Origin of the sequence: Brevundimonas sp., assembly GCF_013912065.1 — a bacterium.
Classification (GTDB): domain Bacteria; phylum Pseudomonadota; class Alphaproteobacteria; order Caulobacterales; family Caulobacteraceae; genus Brevundimonas.
Genome location: NZ_JACESA010000022.1, coordinates 1 through 22,893, shown reverse-complemented (window position 1 = coordinate 22,893; position 22,893 = coordinate 1). Strand labels below are relative to the sequence as shown.

Here is a 22,893-nt window from a genome sequence, read left to right as displayed (position 1 = left end):
CCCTTCCGGTTCAGGCGAAGTCGCCCGCCAGGGCCCAGCGCTGGGAGCCTTCGCCGAAGGGGCGCACGAACCAGTCGCGGTACTGTTCGAAGGTCTCGATGATCATCTGGCGCAGGTCGGGCGGGTTCACCGCCTCGCCGCGCTGCCTCTTCAGGGCCGCAACGCAATCCACGACCAGGTTCTGGTGGGCCGAACCGCCCATGCTCTTGAGCACGGCGGCGATATCCTGGGCCAGGCTTTCCAGCACCGTTTTCGGTGTCGTCTGAGCCATCTGGGAACTCCCCTGTTCTCGACAATCAAAGGCGTCGCAAAATCCGGTGAGGGATTCAAGCTTAGCCAAGGCAATTATCATCCCAGATCAGGATTAACCTGGCGTAACGCCGGTCAAAGGTTTCAGTTCTCGGACTCAGCTCCGCTTTCTGACGAACACCGTGCCCGCCGAATAACCGGCGCCGAAGCTGCAGATCAGGCCGGTCTCGCCGGGAGCGAAACCGTCGTTGTGCAGGTGGAATGCGATGATCGAGCCGGCCGAGGAGGTGTTGGCGTAGTCGTCGAGGATGATGACGTTCTCTTCCGAGGACGGCTCGCGGCCCAGCACCTTCTTGCCGATCATGGTGTTCATGTTGATGTTGGCCTGGTGCAGCCACAGGCGCTTCAGACCGTGCGGGTCGAGGCCCAGTTCGTCGGCGTGATCGACGATCATGTCGGACACCATCGGCACCACGTCGCGGAAGACCTTGCGGCCCTGCTGGATGAACAGCTTGTCGTTCTGGACGCTGTCGTCGGCGACCGGCGAGTCCAGCTGTTCGGTGTCGCGGGCGTTGCGGTTCAGGAAGCCGAAATTGTTGCGGATATTGTTGGAGAAGACCGTCTTCAACCGCGTGCCCAGCACGTCCCAGCCGCCCGGACCGGCGACGTCCGACGACTCCACGATCACGGCCGTGGCTACGTCGCCGAAGATGAAATGGCTGTCGCGGTCGGTGAAGTTCAGGTGGGCCGAGCAGACCTCCGGGTTGACCATCAGCACCGCCTTGACCGACCCGCCGGCGATGAAGTCTGCGGCGGTCTTGATGCCGAAGGTGGCCGACGAACAGGCGACGTTCATGTCGAAGGCGAAGCCCTCGATCCCCAGGGCCTGCTGCACCTCGATGGCCATGGCGGGATAGGGGCGCTGCATGTTGGAGGCGGCGCACAGGACGGCGCCGATCTCGCTGACCGGCTTGCCCCAGGCCTCGATGGCCTGACGGGCGGCCTTGACCGCCATCTCGGCCAGGATCGACAGCTCTTCGTTGCCGCGTTCCGGCAGGCTGGGCGCCATCCGTTCGGGGTCGATCACCCCGGCCTTGTCCAGCACGAACCGCTGTTTGATGCCCGACGCCTTCTCGATGAACTCGGGCGAGGAATGGGCCTTGGCCTCAAGCTCGCCGGCCTCGATCTGGGCGGCGTGGCGGGCGTTCCAGCCGTCGGCCCAGGCGTTGTAGCTGTCGACCAGTTCGGCGTTGGTGACCGACTGTTCGGGGGTGAAGAGGCCGGTGGCGGCGATGACGGCGTGCGACAAAGTCTTCTTTCCTAGCGCTCGGCTTCGAGGCCGGCTGTTTTTGAAGAGGGTTCGTTTCCTACCAGAACGCGTCAATAGGACGGCGGCGGCCTGCGGTCGAGAGAGGCGATGACGCCCGCGGCCCAGCGCTGGATCTGGCCGCGCGGCGCCGGGGGCGTCGGCTGGTCGCGGGCGTCGATCAAGGCCTGGACCAGATCCTCGGCCTCGCAGGGCCAGCCCTGGGGCGTGACATAGATCGGATAGTGGATCAGGGCGGCCAGGACCAGATGATCGACGGTCGCCCGGCGGGTGCGTCGCGGGAACGCCAGCCGGTCGTCGGTCAGGCCCCAGCCGGCGTAGAAGGGCCGGCCATAGACCGAGACCGCCCTGCCCCGCATCAGGGCCTCGAACCCCGTCAGGGAGGTCAGGGTGGCGACCCGATGGCAGGCGTTCAGGCAGTCGATGATGTCCATCCCGTCGGCGACGGCGTCGACCGAGGCCATCGCCGAGGCGTCCAGCCGTCCCGGACGGTTGCCGGCCAGGACGTCGGGGTGGTTGCGATAGACCAGGAAGGCGTCGGGATGGTCGGCGCGCGCCGCCTCGACCAGGGCGGAATTGGTGGCCAGATCGGGTTCGCAGCCCAGCAGGATCGACTTGTCGTTCTCGACCTGGCCGACCACCAGCAGGATTTCCCGATCCCCGGTCTGGCTCACGGGCCAGTCGGTCGGCGCCTGGCCCTTCAGATTGTATTTCGACAGGCCGGCCCGGACGATCCGCTCGCGCAGGGCGGCGGCGCGAGCGCGCTGGGCCGGCGTGGGCTGGGTCGTCTCGATCAGGGTCTCCAGCCGTGACGGGCGCGAGGGGTCGTAGTAGACGCCCTGGTCGTCGAGCGCGACCGACAGGGCGCCGACGAAATCGGAGCCCAGGCCGCGCGAACGGATGAAGCCGTCCTCCATACGGACCGTCGGGCCGGTAAAGGCCGCGGCGGCCCGGCGCACCGCCTGGCTCTCCTTGCCCGCCCACCAGATCAGACGGCCGTTCGTGGCGGCGGCATGGGCGGCGGCGCGCGACGGCGACATGAAATAGCGCATCCGCGCCTTGGGCGAGTTCAGCAGCCGGCGCACCGGCGGGCGTTTGGCCGGGGCGAAGCCGACGGCGGCCCAGTCCCCCGCCAAACGGTCGGCCCGGTCGCGCAGGGCGATCAGCCGTTCGACCGCCTGTTCGGCCTCGCACCGGCGTCCGGTCACGGGATCGACATAGCGGCTGTAGGCGATCAGGGCGGCGGCGGCGACCTGTTCGACGGTGCGGCACAGACCGCGCCGGCCGGTGTCCACCGCGTCGGTCGTCAGGCCCCAGCCCGAATAGAAGGGGGCGCCGAAACAGCGGACCGGCAGGCCGCGCAACAGGGCCTCGAATCCGAGCGCGGAGGTGACGCAATAGACGACGTCCACCGCCGCCAGCAGATCGGCGGGCCGCACGTCGGCGTCGACCAGGGTCACGCCCGCCAGATCGGTGATACAGCCCCGTTTCCGGCCCGCGGCCACGGCCGGGTGGCGTTTGACGATCAACTGGGCGTCCGGCTCGTCGCGGCGGGCGGCGGCGACCATGAGATCGAAACTCTGCTGCGTCGCCAGGCCGTGGCCGATGGAGGCGTCGCCGAAGGTCTGGTCCACGATCAGGACCCGTCGGCCGGGCCGCAGCAGGCCGGGGTCCAGCGGAGCGCCCATATTGGTCTTTGACAGGCCCGCCGCCACGATCCGGTCGATCAGGGCGCGGGCGCGGGTGGTCATGGCCGCGTTGCACCAGTCGCCGGCCTCGACGATCAGCCGTTCCAGCCGGCTGGGGCGGGCGGCGTCGTAATAGACGCCCAGATCATCGACGATCAGGCTGAGACTGGCCGCCCCCGCCTCCCCGATCCCGACCGAGCGCAGAAAGCCGTCCTCCAGCGCCACATAGGGCCGGCCGTTCTTCTCCGCCCAGCGCCGCCCCACGGCCGCCGTCGGCTTCAGCCCCCAGCCCAGCACCGCCTGAACCTCCGCGCCCGGCAGGGGACGCAGGTCATGGTCGGACAGGAAGACGTCGAGGAAGGGGACCTTCTGCACGCCGGGGGCGCAGACCCAGGCGACGGTCTTCGCGGCGGTGTCCGGGGCTGGGGTCAAGGCGGGTCCTGGGGGCGCGAGTCAGACTCGGCGGAAAAAACAGGGTCTGAATAGTCTGAATCGTCTGAAATGGCGCGGGGTGGAATTGAACTGCACAGCCGGAAATCGGTGCAATATGCAAAAGAGTGCAATTTGGCGGGGCCTCCTTGGTTTCAGACGCGGGGAGTTTAACCGCGTTTGGAGACGCGCTGGGTTGAAGGGCGGTTCTGGAAATCAGGCGACTGATTTTTCACGCGAAGTGTTTCAGAATTAGGAGTGTTGGACCCCTGTCTCCTCCCCGCTTCGCGAGGAGGTGGCGCGGCGCTCCTTCAGCGCCGTGACGGTGGGGTTCTTAACCGCATCACCGGCGTCCGTGGGACGTCAAGAACCCCTCCACCCCCGCGCAAGGGGCGCGGCGGTCCCCCTCCCCGCGAAGCGGGGAGGAGACGGTGGGGCGGCGAGGTCTGTCTCCTCCCCATTTCATGGGGAGGTGGCGCGGCGCTTCTTCAGCGCCGTGACGGAGGGGTTCTTGGCCGCATCACCGGCGCCTGTGGGACGTCAAGAACCCCTCCACCCCCGCGCAAGGGGCGCGGCGGTCCCCCTCCCCGCGAAGCGGGGAGGAGACGGTGGGGCGGCGGGCGTCATCATACAACTTGACGTACACGTCTCCTCCCCATGAAATGGGGAGGTGGATCGACGCGCAGCGGAGAGACGGAGGGGTTCTAGCCCGCGATCTGGCCGAAGTCGGCGACCTGACCCATGACGTCCCGCACCTGGCCCAGCAGTTTCAGGCGGTTGTCGCGTTCCTCCGGCACGTCGGAATTGACCAGGACGCCGTCGAAGAAGGCGTCCACCGGGGCGCGAAGGGCGGCCAGGGCCGTCATGGCGGCGGCGAAATCCTCGGTTTCCAGCGCGATCTCGACGGCGGTGCGGGCGGCGCCGACGGCGAAGGCCAGGACGGTTTCGGGCTCGGGCTGGTTCGGCAGGCCGGTCCGGACCATGCCGGTCGGGAGCGGCCCCTTCTTCTCCTCGGCGCGGAGGATGTTGGAGGCGCGCTTGTAGCCGGCCAGCAGATTGGCCCCGTCGTCGGTGGCGAGGAAGGCGGCCAGGGCCTCGACCCGGCGCACGATGCGGACGAGGTCGTCGTCGCCCAGGGCGAAGACGGCGGCGACGAGGTCGTGGCGTTGGCCCCGGTCGCGCAAGAGGACTGTTAGACGGTCGGCGAAGAAGGCCACAATATCATTGATGATATGAGCAATTTCACCAACGAACTCTTTGTCCTCCGTCAGCTTTGTAAAGCTGCCAGCCTGCGCCATCGATGTAATAAGCGAATGAAACTCCTCGACATTACCTTTCAGTTTTTTTGAAGAGGTTGCCTCAAAGGCTTTAGTGGTCGCGGCGATACGTCGATCTAAATGCAGTTTTGGCATGTGCCGTGCCAAAGCCAGACTAACTGTTTGACTTGAATCGAAACGAACTTCGTTCTCCAGCACCAACCGGATCACACCCAGCGCCGCTCTCCGCAGCGCGAACGGGTCCTTCGAGCCCGTGGGCTTCTCGTCGATGGCGAAGAAGCCGACCAGGGTGTCCAGCTTGTCGGCCAGGGCGACGGCGACCGTGACGGGCGCGGTCGGGACCGTGTCGGCGGGGCCTTGGGGCTTGTAATGGTCGCGGATGGCGTCGGCGATGCGGTCGCGTTGCTCACGGCCCCACCCGCGGTCGGCTTCGCCTCCCGGTCCCTCCCCATGAAGGGGAGGGAGAGGATCGGGCGCGGATTCTCCCTCCCCTTCATGGGGAGGGACGGCGGAGCGCAGCGAAGCCCGGGTGGGGAAGTTCGTTGCGGTGCGGGCGTAATAGCCGCCCATGATCCCCTGCAGTTCCGGGAATTCGCTGACCATGCCCGACAGCAGATCGGCCTTGGACAGGCGCGCCGCCATCTCGGCTTCGTCGGCGTCGGCGCCGACCAGGGGGGCGATCTCGCGGGCAAGCGCGGCGATGCGCTCGACGCGCTCAGCCAATGTGCCCAGTTTGGCGTGGAAGGTGACGCCCGTGAGTTTCTTGTTCCAGGCGTCGAAGCCGACCTTCTGGTCCTCGTCCCAGAAGAAGCGGGCGTCGTTCAGGCGGGCGGACAGGACGCGGCTGTTGCCGGCGGCCAGGGCCTTGCCGCCGTCGGTCGCCTCGACATTGGCGACGACCAGGAAGTTGGGCGCCAGGCCTTCGTGCGCAGGATCACGGACGGCGAAATATTTCTGGTGCACCTTCATCGACAGGCGCACGACTTCCGGCGGCAGGGCCAGGAACTGCGGGTCCATGTCGCCCAGGATCGGGGTCGGCCATTCGGCGAGACCCGCCACCTCGTCCAGCAGGCCGTCGTCGTCGACCAGGACCAGGCCGCGCGCGGCGCAGGCGGCCTGGGCCTGTTCCAGAATGCGCAGCTTGCGGTCGGCGACGTCGATCAGGACGAAATTCTTCTCCAGCTGGGTGCGGTAGTCGACGAAGTCGCTGACCTTCAGCAGCTGGCCCGAGCCGAGGAAACGATGGCCTTCGGTGATCGCGTCCGACTGGATTCCATCGATCTCGAACGGCACGACATGGCCGTCGAAGATGCACAGGATGCGTTTGATCGGGCGGACCCAGCGCAGGGCGCCCGAGCCCCAGCGCATCGACTTGGGCCAGGGGAAGTTGCGGATGATCTGGTCCACCGTCTCGGCGACCAGGTCGGTGGTGGCCCGGCCCTTGGACGACAGGACGGCGTAGAGGACGCCGTCGCGCTCGGTCAGTTGCTCGCGCGTCAGGCCGGTCTTGCGCAGGAAGCCTTCCAGCGCCTGTTCCGGCGCCGAGGCGCGCGGGCCTTTGACCTCTTCCTCGCGGTCGGGGGTGGCGGCAGGCAGGCCGTCGATCACCAGGGTCAGGCGGCGCGGACCGGCATAGGTGGTCAGGGCGTCCCAGGTCAGGCCGGCGGCCTTCAGACGATCGGACGCCATCCGCTCCAGGTCGCGCGCGGCGCCCTGCTGCATCTGGGCGGGGATTTCTTCGGAGAAGATTTCGAGGAGGAGTTGGGGCATCAGGCGGTTTTCCGCTCTTGTTCGACATAGGCCGTCGCGCAGGCTTTGCAGAGGTCGCGGATGCGGCCGATGTAGCTCTGGCGTTCGGCGACGGCGATGGCGCCGCGGGCGTCCATCAGGTTGAACAGGTGGCTGGCCTTCAGCACCTGGTCGTAGGCCGGCAGGACCAGGGGCTGGTCTTGCGGGCCGCGCATGTCGAGCAGGCGCGACACCTCGGCGACCATGTCCTCGAACCGGCGCTTCAGCCCGTCGACGTCATAGCCGTGGAAGTTGGCTTCAGACTGCTGGCGCTCGTTCTCCAGGAAGACCTCGCCATAGGTCAGGCCTTCTTTGGTGAACTTCAGATCATAGACGTTGTCGACGCCCTGGACATACATGGCCAGACGCTCCAGCCCGTAGGTCAGTTCGCCCGAGACCACATCGACCTCGATGCCGCCGACGCCCTGGAAATAGGTGAACTGGGTCACCTCCATCCCGTCGCACCAGACCTCCCAGCCCAGGCCCCAGGCCCCGACTGTCGGGTTCTCCCAGTCGTCCTCGACGAAGCGGATGTCGTGCAGTTTCGGATCGATCCCGATCGCCGCCAGCGACCCCAGGTACAGTTCCTGAAGATCAGCCGGGTTCGGCTTCAGGATGACCTGATACTGATAATAATGCTGGAGGCGGTTGGGGTTCTCGCCATAGCGGCCGTCGCCGGGGCGGCGGCTGGGCTGGACATAGGCGGCCTTCCACGGCCGGGGCCCCAGGGCGCGCAGGACAGTGGCGGGGTGCAGGGTGCCGGCCCCGACCTCGATGTCATAGGGCTGCAGGATGGCGCAGCCCTGCTCGCCCCAATAGCGGTGGAGCGTCAGGATCAGGTCCTGAAACGCGAGCGGTTCAGTCGAGGTGGTCAAATCGGTCTCGGGAGGGGCTGCGAAAAAGACGGCGGACCATAGGGCCCGCCGCCTTCCGCTTCAACACGCTGCGAGCGCGTCGGTCGAGCCTTATTGCGGGGTCGTGTCGCCTTCGGCCGCGCCGTCGACGGCGTCGGGGGTCTGAACCGGCGGAGTGGCGGAGGGGTTCGGAACCTCGCCGGCGGTGGTGTTGGGAACCGGCGGCACGGCCGTGGGGGTGGTGGTCGCGGCCGGCGCGGCGGCGTCAGCCGGCATGGCGTCGTCGCTCGCGGTCGTTTCGGCCGCAGCTTCCTCGTCGCCCATGGCGGCCAGCGAATTGGCCGGGTTCAGAACCTGGTCGATCGGGAAGACGGCGCCGTTGGAGGCGTCGAGTTCGGCGCTGACGACGGTGGCGTTGTCGGCCTTGATCATCTCGCCGGTGCCGTCCAGCAGGACCTGGCTCTCGGCGGCGGTCGGGACGCCGCCGCGCTTGCCCTCGATCTGGTCGGGCGACACGTCGGCGACGATCACATGATACAGCAGGATCTGACGCAGTTCGGCGGCGTTGGCCGGATCCATCAGACGGGTGCGTTCGGCTTCCGGCAGGGCGGCGAAGGCGGCGTCAGTGGGAGCGAAGATCGAAATGGCCGGGCGGGTCGCCAGGGTCTCGGTCAGTTGAGCGGCGTCGAGGGCCGACAGCAGGGTGGTGAACTGGCCGCTGGATTTCAGCACGTCGACGACCGACTCGCCGGCGGCCGGCGTCGCGGCTTCAGCGGTCTGGGCGGCGGCGGGAGCGGCGTCCTGAGCCGTCGGGGCGGCGGCGTCCATCGAGGCGGCGTCGGTCGCCGGCGGGGTCTGGTCCGAAGACGGGGCCGCGGTGGTTTCCTGAGCGAAGGCGGGGGCGGCCATCAGGGTGACGACGGCGGTGGCGGCAAGCAGCTTTGCGCGAAGCATGGCGGTTATCCTCTGTCCTGTTTGAGACCGCGCCGGGGAGCCGCGATCCGTTCCAGTTATCGGAACTGCCCTTCAAATCGGCGGCCGGTGATCCGGTTCCGCAAACTTGAAACAAACTGTAACTTTTGTGATGATCGCGGCGAAATCTAGCCAGAACGGGCGTTTCAAGGCCGCAATCGGAGTATTCGGCCACAAATCGGGCCGTTTTACTGGACGGCCAGGCTTGTCGATCGGACCCAGGCCCGAGGATGGCTGCGGGTTAGAAGGGCGGCGGCCGCATCCGCCGCCTCGGGCGTCAGGCAGAGGCCGAAGATCGTCGCCCCCGAGCCGGACATGCGCGCCAGGGCCACGCCGGGCGCGCCCGCCACGGCCTCGACCGCCGCGCCGATGTCGGGGGTCAGGGCGACGGCGGGGGGCTGAAGGTCGTTACGCAGCCCCGCCAGCCAGTCGATCACGGCGGACGCCCCCCAGTCGGAAGGCGGAGCGGGCCGATCGGCGGAGCGGGCCGGACCGGCGTCATAGGCGCGATAGACGGCGCCGGTCGACGACGGGACGCCGGGATTGAACAGGACGGCGGGCAGCGGCGGCAGGCGCGGTTCGTCGGTCAGGAGGTCTCCCCTGCCCTCAGCCCAGGCAGAGCGGGCGCGCAGGCACATGGGGCCGTCGGCGCCGATGTCGGCCGCAACCGCCTCCAGCGCCGCATCGTCGATGTCGAGAGACAGGACCTGACGCGCCAGTTTCAGCGCCGCTCCCGCGTCGGAGGAGCCGCCGCCCAGGCCGGCGGCGATGGGCAGACGCTTGTCCAGCACCAGCTTCAGCAGGGGATCGCCGATCCCGGCGACCTGGCCCAGGCGGCGCAAGGCGCGCAGGACCAGATTGTCGGGCTCGGCCGCCAGACCCGCGCCGAACGGGCCGGTCACGGTCAGGGACAGACGATCCGCCGGCTCGACCGTGATCCCGTCGCCGATATCGGCGAAGGCGACCAGGCTGGACAGCGGATGATAGCCGTCGGCGTCTACCGGGCCGACATGCAGGAACAGATTGATCTTGGCCGGGGCCAGGGCCGTGAGCGCGGACATGGGCTCTATTGCGAAACGCCGGTCGCGGCCGCAGGGGCGTCCAGACCCTGGGCGATCTTGCGTTCGACCTGGGCCTTGCGCTCCGCGTCGGGATCCAGGCTCAGGACACGGTTCCACAGCCAGACCGCCTCGCGACGACGCCCGACCCGCCAATAGGCGTCGCCCAGGTGGTCGTTGATCTCGGCGTTGGCGGGCTCCTTGTCGGCCGCCTCCTCCAGAGTGACGACGGCGGTGTCGTAATAGCCCTGTTTGAACTGGGCCCAGCCAAGGGAGTCCTGGATATTGCCGTTGTCGGGTTCGGCGGCGTGAGCCTGTGCCAGCAGGCCCGCGCCCTGATCGACCCGCAGCCCCCGATCCACCCAAAGATAGCCGAGGTAGTTCAGCGTATCGGCGTTGTTCGGATCGGCCTGATGCGCCGCCCACAGTTCGGCCTCGGCCTCGGGGATGCGATCCAGCGACTCCAGGGCCGCGCCGCGCAGGAAGTGGATCTGCGCCCCTTGATCCGGCGTGTTCAGCAAGGGACCGTTCAGCAGATCAAGGGCCGCCTGATACTGTTCCAGCTGCATCAGCTGACCGGCCATGACCAGGGCGATGCGCGGGTCGTCCGGCTGAGCGGCGGCGGCGGCGCGCAGTTCGGTCAGGGCGGCCTCCGACTGATCGTCTTCAGCCAGGTTCAGCGCCAGCTGAGCGCGGGCGTTGGCGTAGAAGACCGGATCCTCGGGTCCGACACGCGACAGGGCCGTGCGGGCGGCGGCCTTCAGCCCGATCCGGTCCAGCACGCCGGCCAGCTGAATCTGGGTGGCGGCGTCTTCGTGCAGGTTCAGGGCCAGGCGCAGATAGACCACCGCAAACTCGCTGCCGCGCTCAGCGACGGCCTGGGCCGCGGCGGTGGTCAGGGCCTGGGCCGCGCCTTGACGGAAGTCGGGCGAGGCCGGCGGGCGACCGCCGGCCTGGAGCCGTTTCAGCGCCCGGGCGGTGGCCAGATCGACGGCCTGACCCTCCATCGCCGCCTGATAGACGGCCAGGGCCTGAGCGGTCTTGCCGCGCCGTTCCAGGAACTCGCCGTAGGGACGGTGGAACAGGGCGCCGATAGTCGGCATGTCGGACAAGGCCTTTAGCTCGCGCTCGGCTTCGGCGTAGTTCCGACGTTTCTCCATCAACAGGGCGCGGTTCTGGCGGGCGAAGGCCAGGGTCAGCGGGTCGCCCTGGGTCGGGGGCGAGGCCAGGGCGCGGGTCCAGTCGCCGGCCGCCGCCGCGATCCACGGCGCGACCATCAGGCCGGCGCGGGCGTGGGGCGAGCCGATGGGCTGGGCGGCCAGGGCGGCGTTGGCCGCGCGCGGGTCGCCATGCACGAAGGCCTGGACGGCGGAGATCAGCCGGCCGCCCTCCACGAAGGCGGGGGCGGAGTCGGCCGTAGGCGCCAGCCGCGCGGCCACATCCAGATCGCCGCCCAGCAGGGCCGAGGTAAAGGCCTGCTGGCGCAGGCGCGGTTGTTCCGGCGTCAGGGCGTGGGCGCGGGCCAGAAAATCGGCGCCCATGGCCCCCTCGCCCGACATCAGGGCCAGTTTGCCGGCCAGATAGAGGCCATAGGCGCTGCGGCCCTGGGCGTCGCTGGGGACCGGCGACCAAACCTCGGGAATGGCGGGCTCGGCGGGCTCGTCCGCGATGACGATTTCCAGCGGGACGTCGCCGTTCGGGCCGTCGGCCTCGGGCGCGCCGTCTTCAGGTTCGTCCTCCACGGGCGCTGCGTCGTGTGGAAGGACAATGGCGGGCGGCATGGCGCCGGGGTCGGCCTGAGCGGGCGTCGTCGTGGGAATTTGCTGGGCCGCGGCCTGCCCGGTCAGGGTCAGGGCGAGGACGGTCAGAGAGGCGGCGAACAGGCGGGAACGGGAGGCGATCATGCCGCGACCCTTCACGGTTTTGAGGAGCGGAGCAAGCGTCATCCCGACCTCCGCTCGCCCGTAAAAGCCGGGGCGAGCGGAATCGACGATCAGGATGACGAAGCTCGAGACTCACATGTTCGGATAGTTCGGGCCGCCGCCGCCCTCAGGCGTGGTCCAGACGATGTTCTGCGACGGATCCTTGATGTCGCAGGTTTTGCAGTGGACGCAGTTCTGGGCGTTGATGACGAAGCGCGGATCGGTCTTGGCGACCTCGTCCGCATAGACGACTTCGTATACCCCCGCCGGGCAGTACAGCCGCGCCGGCTCGCCGTATTTGGGCAGGTTGACCTGGATCGGCTTGGACGGGTCCAGCAGCTTCAGGTGGGCCGGCTGGTCCTCGGCGTGGTTTGTGTTGGAGATGAAGACCGAGCTGAGCTTGTCGAACGACAGTACGCCGTCCGGCTTGGGATAGGCGATCGGCTTGTGTTTCGCCGCCGGTTCGGTGGCGGCCGCGTCGGTCTTGTCGTGTTGCAGCGTCGGGATCGGCGACCAGCCGCCCAGTAGGGTGCGGCACCACATGTCGACCATGCCCAGCGCCCCGCCCAGGGTCGTGCCGAACTTCGACAGCAAGGGCTTGGCGTTCTTGACGACCGACAGTTCCTTGTGGACCCAGCTCTTTTCGAAGGCGGTCTGGTATTCGACCAGTTCGTCGCCGCCGCGCCCGGCCTGAACCGCCTCATAGGCGGCGTCGGCGGCCAGCATGCCTGTCTTCATGGCGTTGTGGCTGCCCTTGATGCGGGGCACGTTCACGAAGCCGGCCGAACAGCCGATCAGGACCCCGCCGGGGAAGGACAGTTTCGGGATCGACTGCAGCCCGCCTTCGGTGATGGCTCGGGCGCCATAGGACACACGCGTGCCGCCCTCCAGGTGCGAGGCGATCGACGGATGGTGCTTGAAGCGCTGGAACTCGTCGAACGGCGACAGGAAGGGGTTCTTGTAGTTCAGGTGGACCACATAGCCGATGGCCACGTAGCGGTCGCCGAAATGGTACATGAAGCTGCCGCCGCCGGTATGCTCGTCCAGCGGCCAGCCGGTGGTGTGCTGGGCCAGGCCGGGCTGGTGCTTGTCGGCAGGCACCTGCCACAGCTCCTTCAGGCCGATGCCGTATTTCTGGGGCGACTTGCCGTCCTGAAGCCCGTGTTTGGCGATGATGGTCTTGGCCAGCGAACCGCGCACGCCCTCGGCGATGAAGACATATTTGCCGTGCAGTTCGATGCCGGGCTGGAAGTCGCCGGTCGGCTTGCCCTCGCGGTCGATGCCGAAGACGCCGGCGACGACGCCCTTGACCCGGCCCGTGCCTTCTTCCCAGACGACATGGCTGGCGGCCATGCCGGGATAGACCTCGACGCCCAGGGCTTCGGCCTGTTCGCCGAGCCAGCGGGTCACATTGCCCAGCGACGCGATATAGCAGCCGTGGTTGTGCATGAAGGGCGGCAGCAGCGGCATCGGCAGGGCGGCCGCGCCCTGCGGCCCCAGCAGCAGGAACCGGTCCTTGGTGACGGGGGTCTCCAGCGGCGCGCCGCGGTCCTTCCAGTCGTGGAACAGCTCGTTCAGCGCCTTGGGATCGATCACGGCGCCGGACAGGATATGACCGCCGACCTCCGCGCCCTTTTCGAGCACGGCGACGGTGATTTCCTTGCCGTCCTTTTCCGCCCGCTGCTTCAGGCGGATGGCCGCCGACAAGCCGGCGGGACCGCCGCCGACGATGACGACGTCATATTCCATGACCTCGCGTTCGACCCCGGCCAGCGCCTCCAGCGGCGGCAGATTGTCGATGATCGCTTCCTGACGGGCGTTTTCGGCGCCGCCTTCGATGGCTTCTTCGGCCATGTATTCCCCTGAAATCCGGATGTCTGGTGTGGTTATGCCGCTTATCGGAAGGTGACGCGAGGGCGGTCAAGGCTTATCGGTGCCGTGGACATGAACGCGCAACCCCATGACTTAGCTGCAGTGGAAAGCCTGCTCGCCTTCTGGCGGGATGCGGGGGTCGACGCCTGCTATGCCGATGCGCCGGTCGATCACACCCATATTGCGCCGCCGCCGGCGGTCAAGGCGGTGCAGCGGGCGACCGCCTCCGTCATCCCTACGGGCGGCCCGAACGCGGCCGACGCCATAGTGGAGGCGCGACGTCTGGCGGCGGGCGCCGCCACCCTGCAGGACCTGGCCGCAGCCGTCGCCGCCTTCGAGGGCTGCCCCCTGCGCGGCCTGGGCGCGACCCAGTCGGTGTTCGGGCGCGGCGATCCCAAGGCGGCGGTCCTGGTGATCGGCGAGGGTCCGGGCGCCGAGGAGGACCGGCTGGGCCAGCCCTTCGTCGGCAAGGCGGGAAAACTGCTGGACCGGATGCTGACGGCGGCGGGCCTGATCGACAAGGTCTTCATCACCAACACGGTCTTCTGGCGCCCGCCCGGCAATCGAACCCCCACCCCGCAGGAACAGGCGGTCTGCGCCCCCTTCGTCGAACGGGCCTTCGCCCTGCTCCAGCCCAGGGCCGTCCTGCTGCTGGGCGCGGCCTCGGCCAAGTCAGTGCTTCAGACCGACGAGGGGGTCATGAAGTTGCGAGGTCAGTGGAAGGAATGGCGTCTAGCCGAAGGTGCGGTGTCCGCGCCGGTCATGCCGACCCTGCATCCGGCCTTCCTGTTGCGCCAGCCCCAGGCCAAGCGTCAGGTCTGGGCCGATCTGCTGGCCTTGTCGGCGCGACTGGACGGTTCAGGTTGAGGTCTGTGCCAGTTTGAGGCATGCTGATCGTTTGACGACCAACGCCAAACGATCCCCGCCTGACGAGAACGGGCAGGGCGACGCCAACGGGGCCGCCGCGTATGTATTTGTTTCGCCGGGCATGTCTTGCCTCGACACTGATTGTCGCGCTCGCCTCGGCGGGCTCTGTCCTGGCCGAGACGTCCTATGAGGGAATGTCCGGCGCCGCGTCGGGTTCCGTCCGCCCCACGGCCTTGAGTTCGGCGGACCGCCTGTCCTACACCACCGCCTTCGACGCCCTGAGACGGGGCGATCTCGACGCCGCCCGCGCTTCGGCCCGCCAGGCCCAGGACCGGGTGCTGCTGGGCCAGGTCGAGTTCGAAAGTCTGTTCCATCCCGACCACGTCGCAACCTATGACGAACTGAGCGCCTGGCTCGAGACCTATTCCGACCTGCCCTGCGCCGACCGGGTCTACGCCCTGGCCCTGCGGCGCCGTCCTGACGGAGCGCCGGAACCGGTCAGGCCGGGCGGCCTGCTGGGCCGGACCTGGAACAGCGTGGTTTCCGCCGTCGCCGGCGGTCCCGACGTGGATCCGATGAAGGCCGCGCGCATCGCCTATAATAATGACGATCTGACCGGGGCCTCGGCCATGGGCCGCGAGATCGGCGATTGGTGGACGGTCGGCCTGGCCGAGTGGCGGCTGGGCCAGTTCCATGAATCCTTCGCCGCCTTCGAACGGGTCGCCAATGATCCGACCGAGGATCCCTGGGTCCGCGCCGGCGCCGCCTTCTGGACCGCCCGGGCCGCCGCCCGGTCGGGACGCCAGGACCGGGTCGGAGACTATCTGCGCCTGTCGGCCCATTGGCCGGCGACCTTCTATGGCCAGATCGCCCTGCGGCAGCTGGGCGAAGATCCCGTGATCGAGAACCTGGGTCCGCGCGCCTATCAGGCCGGGCCGCGCCTGCAGCACGCCGTCTATGTGCCCGAGGGCGCCGGGGTCGAGGCGAACGAACTGGAAGCCTTTGTCCAGAGCGACGCCCGCGCCAAGCGCACCGTCGCCTATTACGAGGTCGGGCGCCGCGTCGAGGGCGAGAACGAACTGCGCTCGGGCCTGCGCACCGCAGTCGGCGACGCCGCGCGGATGTGGACGGCGCTGGCGCGGGTGATGATGCCGGGAAGTGGAGAAGCGGCGACGCGGATCGACGCCACCCGCTTCCCCATGCCGGTGCTGGAGCCGGAAGGCGGCTTCGTCATCGAGAAGGCCCTGGTCTACGCCCTGGCGCGCAAGGAGACCGACTTCCATCCGGACGCCCGCTCGGGCGCCGGCGCCTATGGGCTGATGCAGGTGATGCCGACGACGGCGGCCGAGATGACCGGCGACCGGAGCTTCGTCACCGATCCGACCAAACTGCTGGTCCCCGCCGTCAACATGCGGCTGGGTCAGGCCTATATAAACCGGATGCTGCAACTGCCGGCCTTCCAGGGCGACCTGCTGCGGGCCGTGGCCTCGTACAACGCTGGACCGGGGCCGATGCTGGCGGCGGTGCGCAAACTGGGGCCGGACGCCGATCCGCTGCTGCTGATCGAGACGATCGACGTGCCCCAGGCACGCGACTATGTGGAAAAGGTCGTGGCCAGCTACTGGATCTACCAGCGCATGTTCGGCGGGCCGCTGAACACCCTGGACGCCCTGGCGTCAGGCGCGCAACGGGTCCCGATCGCGCTGGACTATGTCCCGCCGGCCCCCGTCGCCGAACCCGTACTGGTCGCCCAGGCGACCACGGTCGCCGGCGAACAATAGGGCTTTAGAAGATCGCGGTAAGCAGCACCGCCCAGAAGGCGGCGCTGACGACGGCGGCGAGGCCGTAGCCCGTCACCGGATTGATCAGTCGCGACGGGACAACCTTGACCGGAGCCTTCTCGGCCGGGGTCGTATCGATAGCCGAAGCACGCATTTGTCTTCCTCCCGGCGGAACATCGGTTCCGTGTGTGATCCACGGATAACGACGTCAGCTTAATGCAGGGTGCGCGGGATTGGTTTCTTGTGCGTTAAGCCCCGGCCTGGGTTTCCCAGAGACGGAAATCGGGCTGGGCCAGGAGGGCGGCCATATAGGTCGAGGCGGTTCCATCGTCGCCGTGATCGGCCAGATCGACCTGGAAATGGCGCAGGCGCGCGGCCACCGGCGTGAAGAAGGCGTCGGCGATCGACCAGTCGCCGAACAGCCAGGGTCCGTCCGCCCCGAACCGGCGCCGCATCTGGCCGAACAGGGTCACCAGCCGAGCCAGATCGCGATCCAGGGCGGGGTCGGACGGAGTCTCGGAACGGGCGTCGCCCACCATCGGCCGGTTCGGCCCCGTGCCGCAGAAGGTCCGCAACGCCGAAAAGCCCGAATGCATCTCGGCCGTCGCCGACCGGGCCAGGGCGCGAACCATCGGATCGGCGGGCCACATGCGAGCCTCGGGATAATGTTCGTTCGCCCATTCGGCGATGGCCAGGGTGTCCCAGATGAGCTCGCCGTCCACCTTCAGGACGGGGACGAACCCGGACGGCGAAATTTCCCGCAGCGCCGCCTTCTGCGCCTCGGTCTCGTAGCGCGCGTCGATCACGGCGAAGTCCGCCCAGGTCCGCTTCATCACGAGCCAACCCCGCAGGGACCAGGTCGAATAGGTGCGGGGTCCGATGATCAGTTCCATGTCCGCTCACTTTCCTGACGCAGTTAAAGTTTGACGCGGTTGGCCGAGAACCACTTGCGGTCCTCGGCCGTGTCCTCGACCCACCGGCGCAGCACGTCGCCCCATTTGACAGGGTTCTGCATCCGCTCCCAGGCCGAAAGCGTCGCCTCCGAGATCGCGGCGTAAAGGGCGGGATCCGTCAGCAGGGCCTGGATGCTGTCGGCCATGGCCTGCGGCCGGCCCGCGGGGAAGACCATGGCGGTCTGGCGATCGACCAGATGGCCGGCGAACATCGGATGGTCCGAAGCCACGATGGGCGTGCGGGCGCACAGCGATTCGTAGATGGTCAACGGCAGGCCTTCGGGATAGTCATGGCGACTGGGCACGACCACAGCCGTCGCCGCCTGCATGGCGTCGAACACGGCCGTGTTGGGGATCAGCCCCAGGAAGTCGACCCGATCCGCCACATCGAGCTCCGTCGCCATGGTTTCGAAGGCGGCCACCTGCCCTCCCCCGGCGATCTTCAGCGTCACATCGACGCCGCGCCGCTTCAGTTCCGCGACTGCGCCTATGGCGTCTCCCACGCCCTTCTTGGGCTGGATCGTGCCGACGTACAGCAGACTGTGCGGCCCCGCGCCCAAGGTTCGCACCGCCGTCTGGTCCGGTCGCCGAACATAGGGCCAGTCCCAAGCCAGCAGCTTGTCCGGTTTGACGCCGATCCGCGCCAAGGAGCGACAGGCGTTGACGCCGTGGTTCGAAATCCAATCCACCCCCGGGCCGTTGAGTAGGGACGCGAGACGTCCGTACTTCAGAATCCGCATCAGGGGATGGATATCGAAAGAATCCGCGAACTGGCACAGAACCTTGCGGTTCGTCGCCACGCCCCAGCGGATCAGCGCCGTCAAGGGACCCAGGACGACCAGGTGCGTGGGGTTCCAGTCGGCCATAATCTGTTTGATGCGGCCGGCCTGCTTCTTCGGGTGCGCCTTGGCGCCGATGACGGTCAGGCCGTTCGGCAGCGTCTCGTGATAGGCCTCGGGCGACAGGCAGCAGACCATGGCCACCTCGCCGTGATCGCGTTGAAGCCCCTCGAGCTGTTCCAGCACATAGCGGTGACCGTAGTAGGTCTCCGCGCCGGTCGCCTGGAGCCGGTGATAGGCCTCGCGGTAGTCGCCCGCGTACTGGACGATGAGGATGCGCTTGCGTTCGGTGGTCATCGAATCCGGCTCATTTCAAACCCGTCAGCATCATCCGCCAAGGGTCGCCAAGCCCCAGCAGGAGCCGGGCGCCGACCCAAACGCCGACGACCGCCAACAGGGCGAGGGTCGCCAGAGCGTCCTGACGGAAAAAGGAGAGGTGCTCGCGGCGCTGGCCATGGGCCACGAAGAGATAACGTCCCACTTCAGCCGTTACGATGGCCGCGATAGCGCCCGCGACGCCTGCCCAGAGATAGCCGGACCAAAGGCCGGCGGCCAGAACGGCGAACCGGACGACATTGGCGCCGGTCTCGTAGGCCGGGCGTCCCGCCCCCATCAGCAGGGCTTCGTTGAAGTTCGACAATACGGAGAACCAGGTTCCGAACAGCAGCAGGGACAGCATCCAGCCGGCGTCCGCATAACGGCTGTCATACAGGATGAAGACCGCCCAGTCCGCGCACCCGACGCCCAGGCCGATGACCGCAGCAGCGAGGAGGACCAGCTTCATTCGCGCCGGCGAGACGCTTCCGACCATGGCTTCATCGCCGCGAGACTTGGCGTCGGCGAGCATGGGGAAGATGATCTGATAGCCCAGCCGACGGGCCATCAAGGCCGGTATGTCCGCCATGGTCCGGGCCAGGCCGTAGATGCCGACCAGGGCCAGGGGCGCGATCTTGCCCAAGGTCAGACGGTCGAGATTCGAGGCGGCGAAAATGATGACCGACGACACCATGATCCAGCCTCCGAACTTCAGGATCTGTCTGGCGTAGCCCCGGTCGATCATCAGCCGATGGCCCGGATGGGGCAGGCGATAGCTGAGCATCGACCGGATGGCGATCGCGCACAATGTTCCGGTCAGCAGGCCCCAGACGTTCGGCATGGCCAGAACGAGGCAAAGGGTGACGATGAAACCGGCCAGTTCGGCGGAGAATTCGAACAGGGTTCGCCGCTTCACCTCCAGATTCTTGACCGCCAGGAATACGGACGTCGAATGCAGCGAGGTCAGCAGGGGGGCGAAGGCGATGGCCAGGAAGATGCGGGTGTCGACCTCGTAGAAGCCGGCCAGCATTGGAGACAGGGCCAGAAACAGGGACGTCAGGCAGAAGCCGCGGATGATCTGCATCGTCCAGGCGGTGTTGAAAAAGGCGTGCTCGGCGCCCTCCCTATGCCGGACGATGTTCTGCTCGATGCCGACATCGGTCAGAAGTTCGATGCCCAGCCGCATCGCGTTGACGATGACCATCACCCCGAACACCGCCGGATCCAGCAGCCGCGTCAGGATGACGTTCGAGACGAACCTCAGCCCGAACGAGGAGGCGAAATTGCCGAGTGACCATAGGAAGCGTCCGACCAGCGCCGCTCGGTCGGTGGTCATACGGTGGTGGTCCCGGTTTGCGTCATGTCCCGCGCCGCCAGCGGCCTTTCCGGAGCGACGCGCGGACGCAGGAGGCCCAACACAAGACCGAGGGCGCTGACGTTCCAGGCCGTCAGCGAATAGAGGCCCAGCCTCAGGGATCGCCTCCGGAAGGTCAGGAAGGCGAGCGGCGCGATCAGCAGCCCCAACAGCACAAGCCAGCGGCCAGTAACGAGGCAGGCCAGAAGCAGCAGCCACCAGCCGCCCACCACCAGGCCGACCCGAACATGGCTGAGGCGTTTCAGGACGATCGGCATATGGGCGCGGGCCAGGGCGCCGCGCAGCACCTCGCCCGGCGCGCCGGAATAGCCGGACTTCAGCCGCTTCCACAGAAGCCGGTACCCGTCCATCTGGTGGCCGTAGTGATCGACGGCGGGATGATCGATCCGCGCCAGCGTCCAGCCGCGCGCCCGAAGGCGGGCCGCCAGTTCGAACTCTTCGAAGGCGTGCAGGTTTCTATCGGCGAACCAGCCCACCTGGCGCACGGCCTCGGTGCGATAAAGGCCGCCGCAGTCCAGCCGGTCCACGACGCCGGGCAGCCAGTTCCGATCCCGGGCGACGGTCGTCGCGCGGATCTGGAATTCATGCGCTTCGGTGTTCATTTCGCGCACCCGTCCGCCGACAGCCGCCACTCGAGGGTTTTGGTCCAGAAAGGCGACGCCGGCCCGAAGGAAGTCGGGATCCAGCACCATGTCGCCGTCCAGCAGATAGAAATAGTCGCCCTGGGCGTGCTGGAAGGCCAGTTGGGCCCCGGCGCCGCAGCACCGCTCGGCCGTATTCGCCAGTTGCACGACGCGGACGGGGAAGCCTGCGGCGATGTCCAAGGTCCGGTCCGTCGAGCCGCTGTCGGCCAGAACCACCTCTCCTCCAAACGGCTCCACCGCAGCCAAGGCGCTGGTCAAGGCGGCCGCTATATGTCGTTCCTCGTTCAGCGCCTTGACGCCGACGGTGATCCTGGGGCCGACACTGTCCCCGGAGGCGTCCGAAACCCGCCCGTTCATAGACATATGCCTCCGTACCCCGCCCGCGGCCAATGCGACGTCCTCTTCGCACGACCGGAGCTTTTCAGACACCCCATCCTTGGCCACGAGGAATATTTCACAACGCGCGACAAGCAGGTATTTAAGCTCATCTTTGGGGGGATCTAGTTTGTCGCCAGTCGCTTATCGGTCCGACATCGATGGGCTGCGCGCCATAGCCGTGCTCGCCGTCGTACTCTACCATTTCGGTGTGACAGCCCTGTCCGGCGGCTTCGTCGGGGTCGATGTCTTCTTCGTCATATCCGGCTATCTGATCACCTCCATCCTTCAGCGCCAGTTCGCCCAAGGCCGGTTTTCGATCTCGGACTTCTACCGCCGCCGCGCGCTGCGGATTCTGCCGGCGCTGTTTTTCCTGATCGCCATACTCGTCTTGCTGGCTCCGATCCTCCTGAGCCCCTTGGACATCAGGGCCTTGGGTCGCAGCATTCCCTTCGTGGCGGCCTTCCTGTCCAACTTCTATTTCGGCCGGGAGTTCTTCTATTTCGACCCCGCGTCCGACACCCAGATGCTGCTTCACACATGGTCGCTGGCGGTCGAGGAGCAGTTCTATATCGTCTACCCGCTGCTGTTGGGCCTTGTCCTTCGGTTCGCGCCCCGGAGCGCGGCCTTCCTAGTGTGGCTCTCCATCGTATTGTCGCTGGCGCTTAGCATCTATCTGCTCGAAACTGACCAATCCAAGATCGCCTTCTATATGTTCCCCCCCCGGGCCTGGGAGCTGGGGATCGGCGCGGTGGTGGCCTTGGGCGGTTTCCCGGTGGTGACTCATCGAGGGGTTCGGGAAGCGCTGAGCCTGTTTGGCCTGGCGCTGATCTTTTACAGCGTGGCCGCCCTGGACGCCGCCTCAAGCTTCCCCGGCCTCAACGCCCTCCCGCCCTGCCTGGGGACGGCATTGGTGATCGCCTATGGAGCCGGCACGCGCTTCGGCGCCGTCCTCGGCTCGGCTCTTCCTCGGAGCCTGGGGAAAATCTCCTATTCTCTCTATCTCTGGCACTGGCCGGTCGCCGTGATCGCCAGGCAATTCCTGGGAGAGGACCTGGGCCTCGGAGGACTGGCGGGCTGCGCCATCGTGTGCCTGGCGCTGTCCATAGCCTCCTATCGCTGGGTCGAAACCCCGTTCCGCACAGGCTTCTGGAGCCGGCTTTCGACGCATCGGCTGCTGGCCGGCGCCCTGGCCTGCCTGGTGGCGGTCGCCGCGACAGGGCCGGCGCTGTCGCGGTTGTCGGACGCCAGCCTGTTGCTGCAAAAGCCAGAAGCCCGGCAGGATCTGGCCTATCTGGACTATGATCAACGTCCCGAAAGTCGGGCGGAGGTGTCGCGCGACGTCTGCTTCCTGACCGACGTCTCGCCACGCGACCGGTTGAACCCCGCCGTCTGCCTCAGCGACAAGCCTGACAGGCCGAATGTGCTGGCCTTCGGCGACAGCTATCTCGCCTATCTGCTGCCTGGTCTGCGCGCCGCCTTTCCGACGGTGAATTTCGTTCAGGCGACCGCCGCCGGCTGCACGCCCCTCGAAACCTATGCATTGGGTCGGCCCTACTGCCGCCCGATGATCGATATGATCTACGAACGTCTCGCCACCCACCGCTACCAGGCGGTCATCCTGGGCGGTCGCTGGGTCGAGCAGGATATTCCCCAGCTGATCGAAAGCATCGCCCGCCTGAGACAGGACGGCCAGACCGTGATCGTCATCGGCCCCTCCCTGGAATATTCGGACGCGCTCCCCGCCGTGCTGGCGCGACGGTCCTGGATCGGCGACGGCTTTTCGGTCGACCGCTTCCAGCGCGCGCAGTCGCGTGTTCTGGAAAGCGCCATGCGGGACGCCGTCGTCGACGCGGGCGCCGTCTATCTCTCACAGCAGAGGGCATTGTGCGTCGCAGATCGATGCGAGACTCGCACGCCATCCGGGGCGCCGATCGCTTTCGATCACGCCCATCTGACATCGGAAGGGGCGCGTCATGTCGCCGCCCGGATTTCCGAACAGCACCCCGAACTAAGCTCCCTGCTTTCCGACCCTCGCGATAAGCACCATCTTAGATGAGTCCGGCAGGTATCCGTTACGGCTCGCGACGACTGTAGGCTAGCCCTCCCCTCAGCCGGCAAGTCGCGGGCCGTAACGGATACCTGCCGGACTCATCTAAGATGGTGCTTATCGCGAGGGTCGGAAAGCAGGGAGCTTAGTTCGGGGTGCTGTTCGGAAATCCTGGCGGCGACATGACGCGCCCCTTCCGATGTCAGATGGGCGTGATCGAAAGCGATCGGCGCCCCGGATGGCGTGCGAGTCTCGCAT

At 67.3% G+C, this 22,893-nt stretch carries 17 protein-coding genes; 3 read left to right on the top strand and 14 right to left on the bottom strand.

Annotated features, from left to right (window positions below; all coding sequences use genetic code 11):
- Positions 1-10: 10 nt before the first annotated feature.
- The 9 genes from H2037_RS15000 to H2037_RS14960 all read right to left on the bottom strand — a co-directional run bounded on the left by H2037_RS15000 (position 11) and on the right by H2037_RS14960 (position 13,313).
- The gene (locus tag H2037_RS15000) at positions 11-271 is read right to left on the bottom strand and encodes a hypothetical protein (RefSeq protein ID WP_292123601.1); all 261 of its coding nucleotides are present in this window, start codon (positions 269-271) and stop codon (positions 11-13) included.
- Between the two features lie 135 nt (positions 272-406).
- Positions 407-1,558 carry a beta-ketoacyl-ACP synthase III gene (locus tag H2037_RS14995; RefSeq protein ID WP_292123599.1) on the bottom strand — a complete coding sequence of 384 codons (1,152 nt, stop codon included), beginning with the start codon at positions 1,556-1,558 and terminating at the stop codon, positions 407-409.
- A 71-nt stretch (positions 1,559-1,629) separates the two neighbouring features.
- Positions 1,630-3,696 (bottom strand): capsular polysaccharide biosynthesis protein, encoded by a 2,067-nt coding sequence (locus tag H2037_RS14990; protein ID WP_292123597.1) that lies wholly within the window; start codon positions 3,694-3,696, stop codon positions 1,630-1,632.
- Between the two features lie 701 nt (positions 3,697-4,397).
- Positions 4,398-6,740: a glycine--tRNA ligase subunit beta gene (gene glyS / locus H2037_RS14985; protein ID WP_292123595.1), complete on the bottom strand. Its 2,343-nt coding sequence runs from the start codon at positions 6,738-6,740 to the stop codon at positions 4,398-4,400.
- On the bottom strand, positions 6,740-7,633 hold the full coding sequence (locus H2037_RS14980) for a glycine--tRNA ligase subunit alpha (protein ID WP_292123593.1): 894 nt from the start codon (positions 7,631-7,633) through the stop codon (positions 6,740-6,742). The genes glyS and H2037_RS14980 overlap by 1 nt, the downstream gene beginning before the upstream one ends.
- 90 nt (positions 7,634-7,723) lie before the next feature.
- A complete protein-coding gene (locus H2037_RS14975; protein ID WP_292123591.1) occupies positions 7,724-8,566 on the bottom strand; it encodes a fasciclin domain-containing protein in 843 nt (280 codons plus the stop codon).
- Positions 8,567-8,772: 206 nt separating this feature from the next.
- Positions 8,773-9,645 (bottom strand): 4-(cytidine 5'-diphospho)-2-C-methyl-D-erythritol kinase, encoded by an 873-nt coding sequence (locus H2037_RS14970; protein ID WP_292123589.1) that lies wholly within the window; start codon positions 9,643-9,645, stop codon positions 8,773-8,775.
- 5 nt (positions 9,646-9,650) lie between these two features.
- Positions 9,651-11,546 (bottom strand): hypothetical protein, encoded by a 1,896-nt coding sequence (locus H2037_RS14965; protein WP_292123587.1) that lies wholly within the window; start codon positions 11,544-11,546, stop codon positions 9,651-9,653.
- Between the two features lie 111 nt (positions 11,547-11,657).
- Positions 11,658-13,313 carry an electron transfer flavoprotein-ubiquinone oxidoreductase gene (locus H2037_RS14960; protein WP_292123620.1) on the bottom strand — a complete coding sequence of 552 codons (1,656 nt, stop codon included), beginning with the start codon at positions 13,311-13,313 and terminating at the stop codon, positions 11,658-11,660.
- A gap of 195 nt (positions 13,314-13,508) precedes the next feature.
- On the opposite strand from H2037_RS14960, the gene H2037_RS14955 reads away from it, so the two are divergent.
- Positions 13,509-14,303: a uracil-DNA glycosylase gene (locus H2037_RS14955; RefSeq protein WP_292123586.1), complete on the top strand. Its 795-nt coding sequence runs from the start codon at positions 13,509-13,511 to the stop codon at positions 14,301-14,303.
- Positions 14,304-14,497: 194 nt separating this feature from the next.
- On the top strand, positions 14,498-16,084 hold the full coding sequence (locus tag H2037_RS14950) for a lytic transglycosylase domain-containing protein (RefSeq protein ID WP_292123584.1): 1,587 nt from the start codon (positions 14,498-14,500) through the stop codon (positions 16,082-16,084).
- Between the two features lie 4 nt (positions 16,085-16,088).
- Here H2037_RS14950 and H2037_RS14945 read toward each other — a convergent pair whose 3' ends face one another.
- The 5 genes from H2037_RS14945 to H2037_RS14925 form a co-directional block, all read right to left on the bottom strand.
- Complete coding sequence (locus tag H2037_RS14945; RefSeq protein WP_292123582.1) at positions 16,089-16,238, bottom strand: hypothetical protein; 150 nt, start codon at positions 16,236-16,238, stop codon at positions 16,089-16,091.
- Between the two features lie 94 nt (positions 16,239-16,332).
- The gene (locus H2037_RS14940; protein WP_292123580.1) at positions 16,333-16,977 is read right to left on the bottom strand and encodes a glutathione S-transferase; all 645 of its coding nucleotides are present in this window, start codon (positions 16,975-16,977) and stop codon (positions 16,333-16,335) included.
- 23 nt (positions 16,978-17,000) lie between these two features.
- A complete protein-coding gene (locus H2037_RS14935) occupies positions 17,001-18,173 on the bottom strand; it encodes a glycosyltransferase family 4 protein (RefSeq protein ID WP_292123579.1) in 1,173 nt (390 codons plus the stop codon).
- 10 nt (positions 18,174-18,183) lie between these two features.
- Positions 18,184-19,527, bottom strand: coding sequence for an oligosaccharide flippase family protein (locus H2037_RS14930; RefSeq protein ID WP_292123577.1), 1,344 nt, complete (start codon positions 19,525-19,527; stop codon positions 18,184-18,186).
- A complete protein-coding gene (locus H2037_RS14925; protein ID WP_292123575.1) occupies positions 19,524-20,573 on the bottom strand; it encodes a glycosyltransferase in 1,050 nt (349 codons plus the stop codon). Before H2037_RS14925 ends, H2037_RS14930 begins: the two co-directional genes overlap by 4 nt.
- Before the next feature lie 142 nt (positions 20,574-20,715).
- Between H2037_RS14925 and H2037_RS14920 the strand changes: the two genes are divergently transcribed.
- Positions 20,716-22,644, top strand: a complete 1,929-nt coding sequence (locus H2037_RS14920; protein ID WP_292123574.1) for an acyltransferase family protein — start codon at positions 20,716-20,718, stop codon at positions 22,642-22,644.
- Positions 22,645-22,893 lie beyond the last annotated feature (249 nt).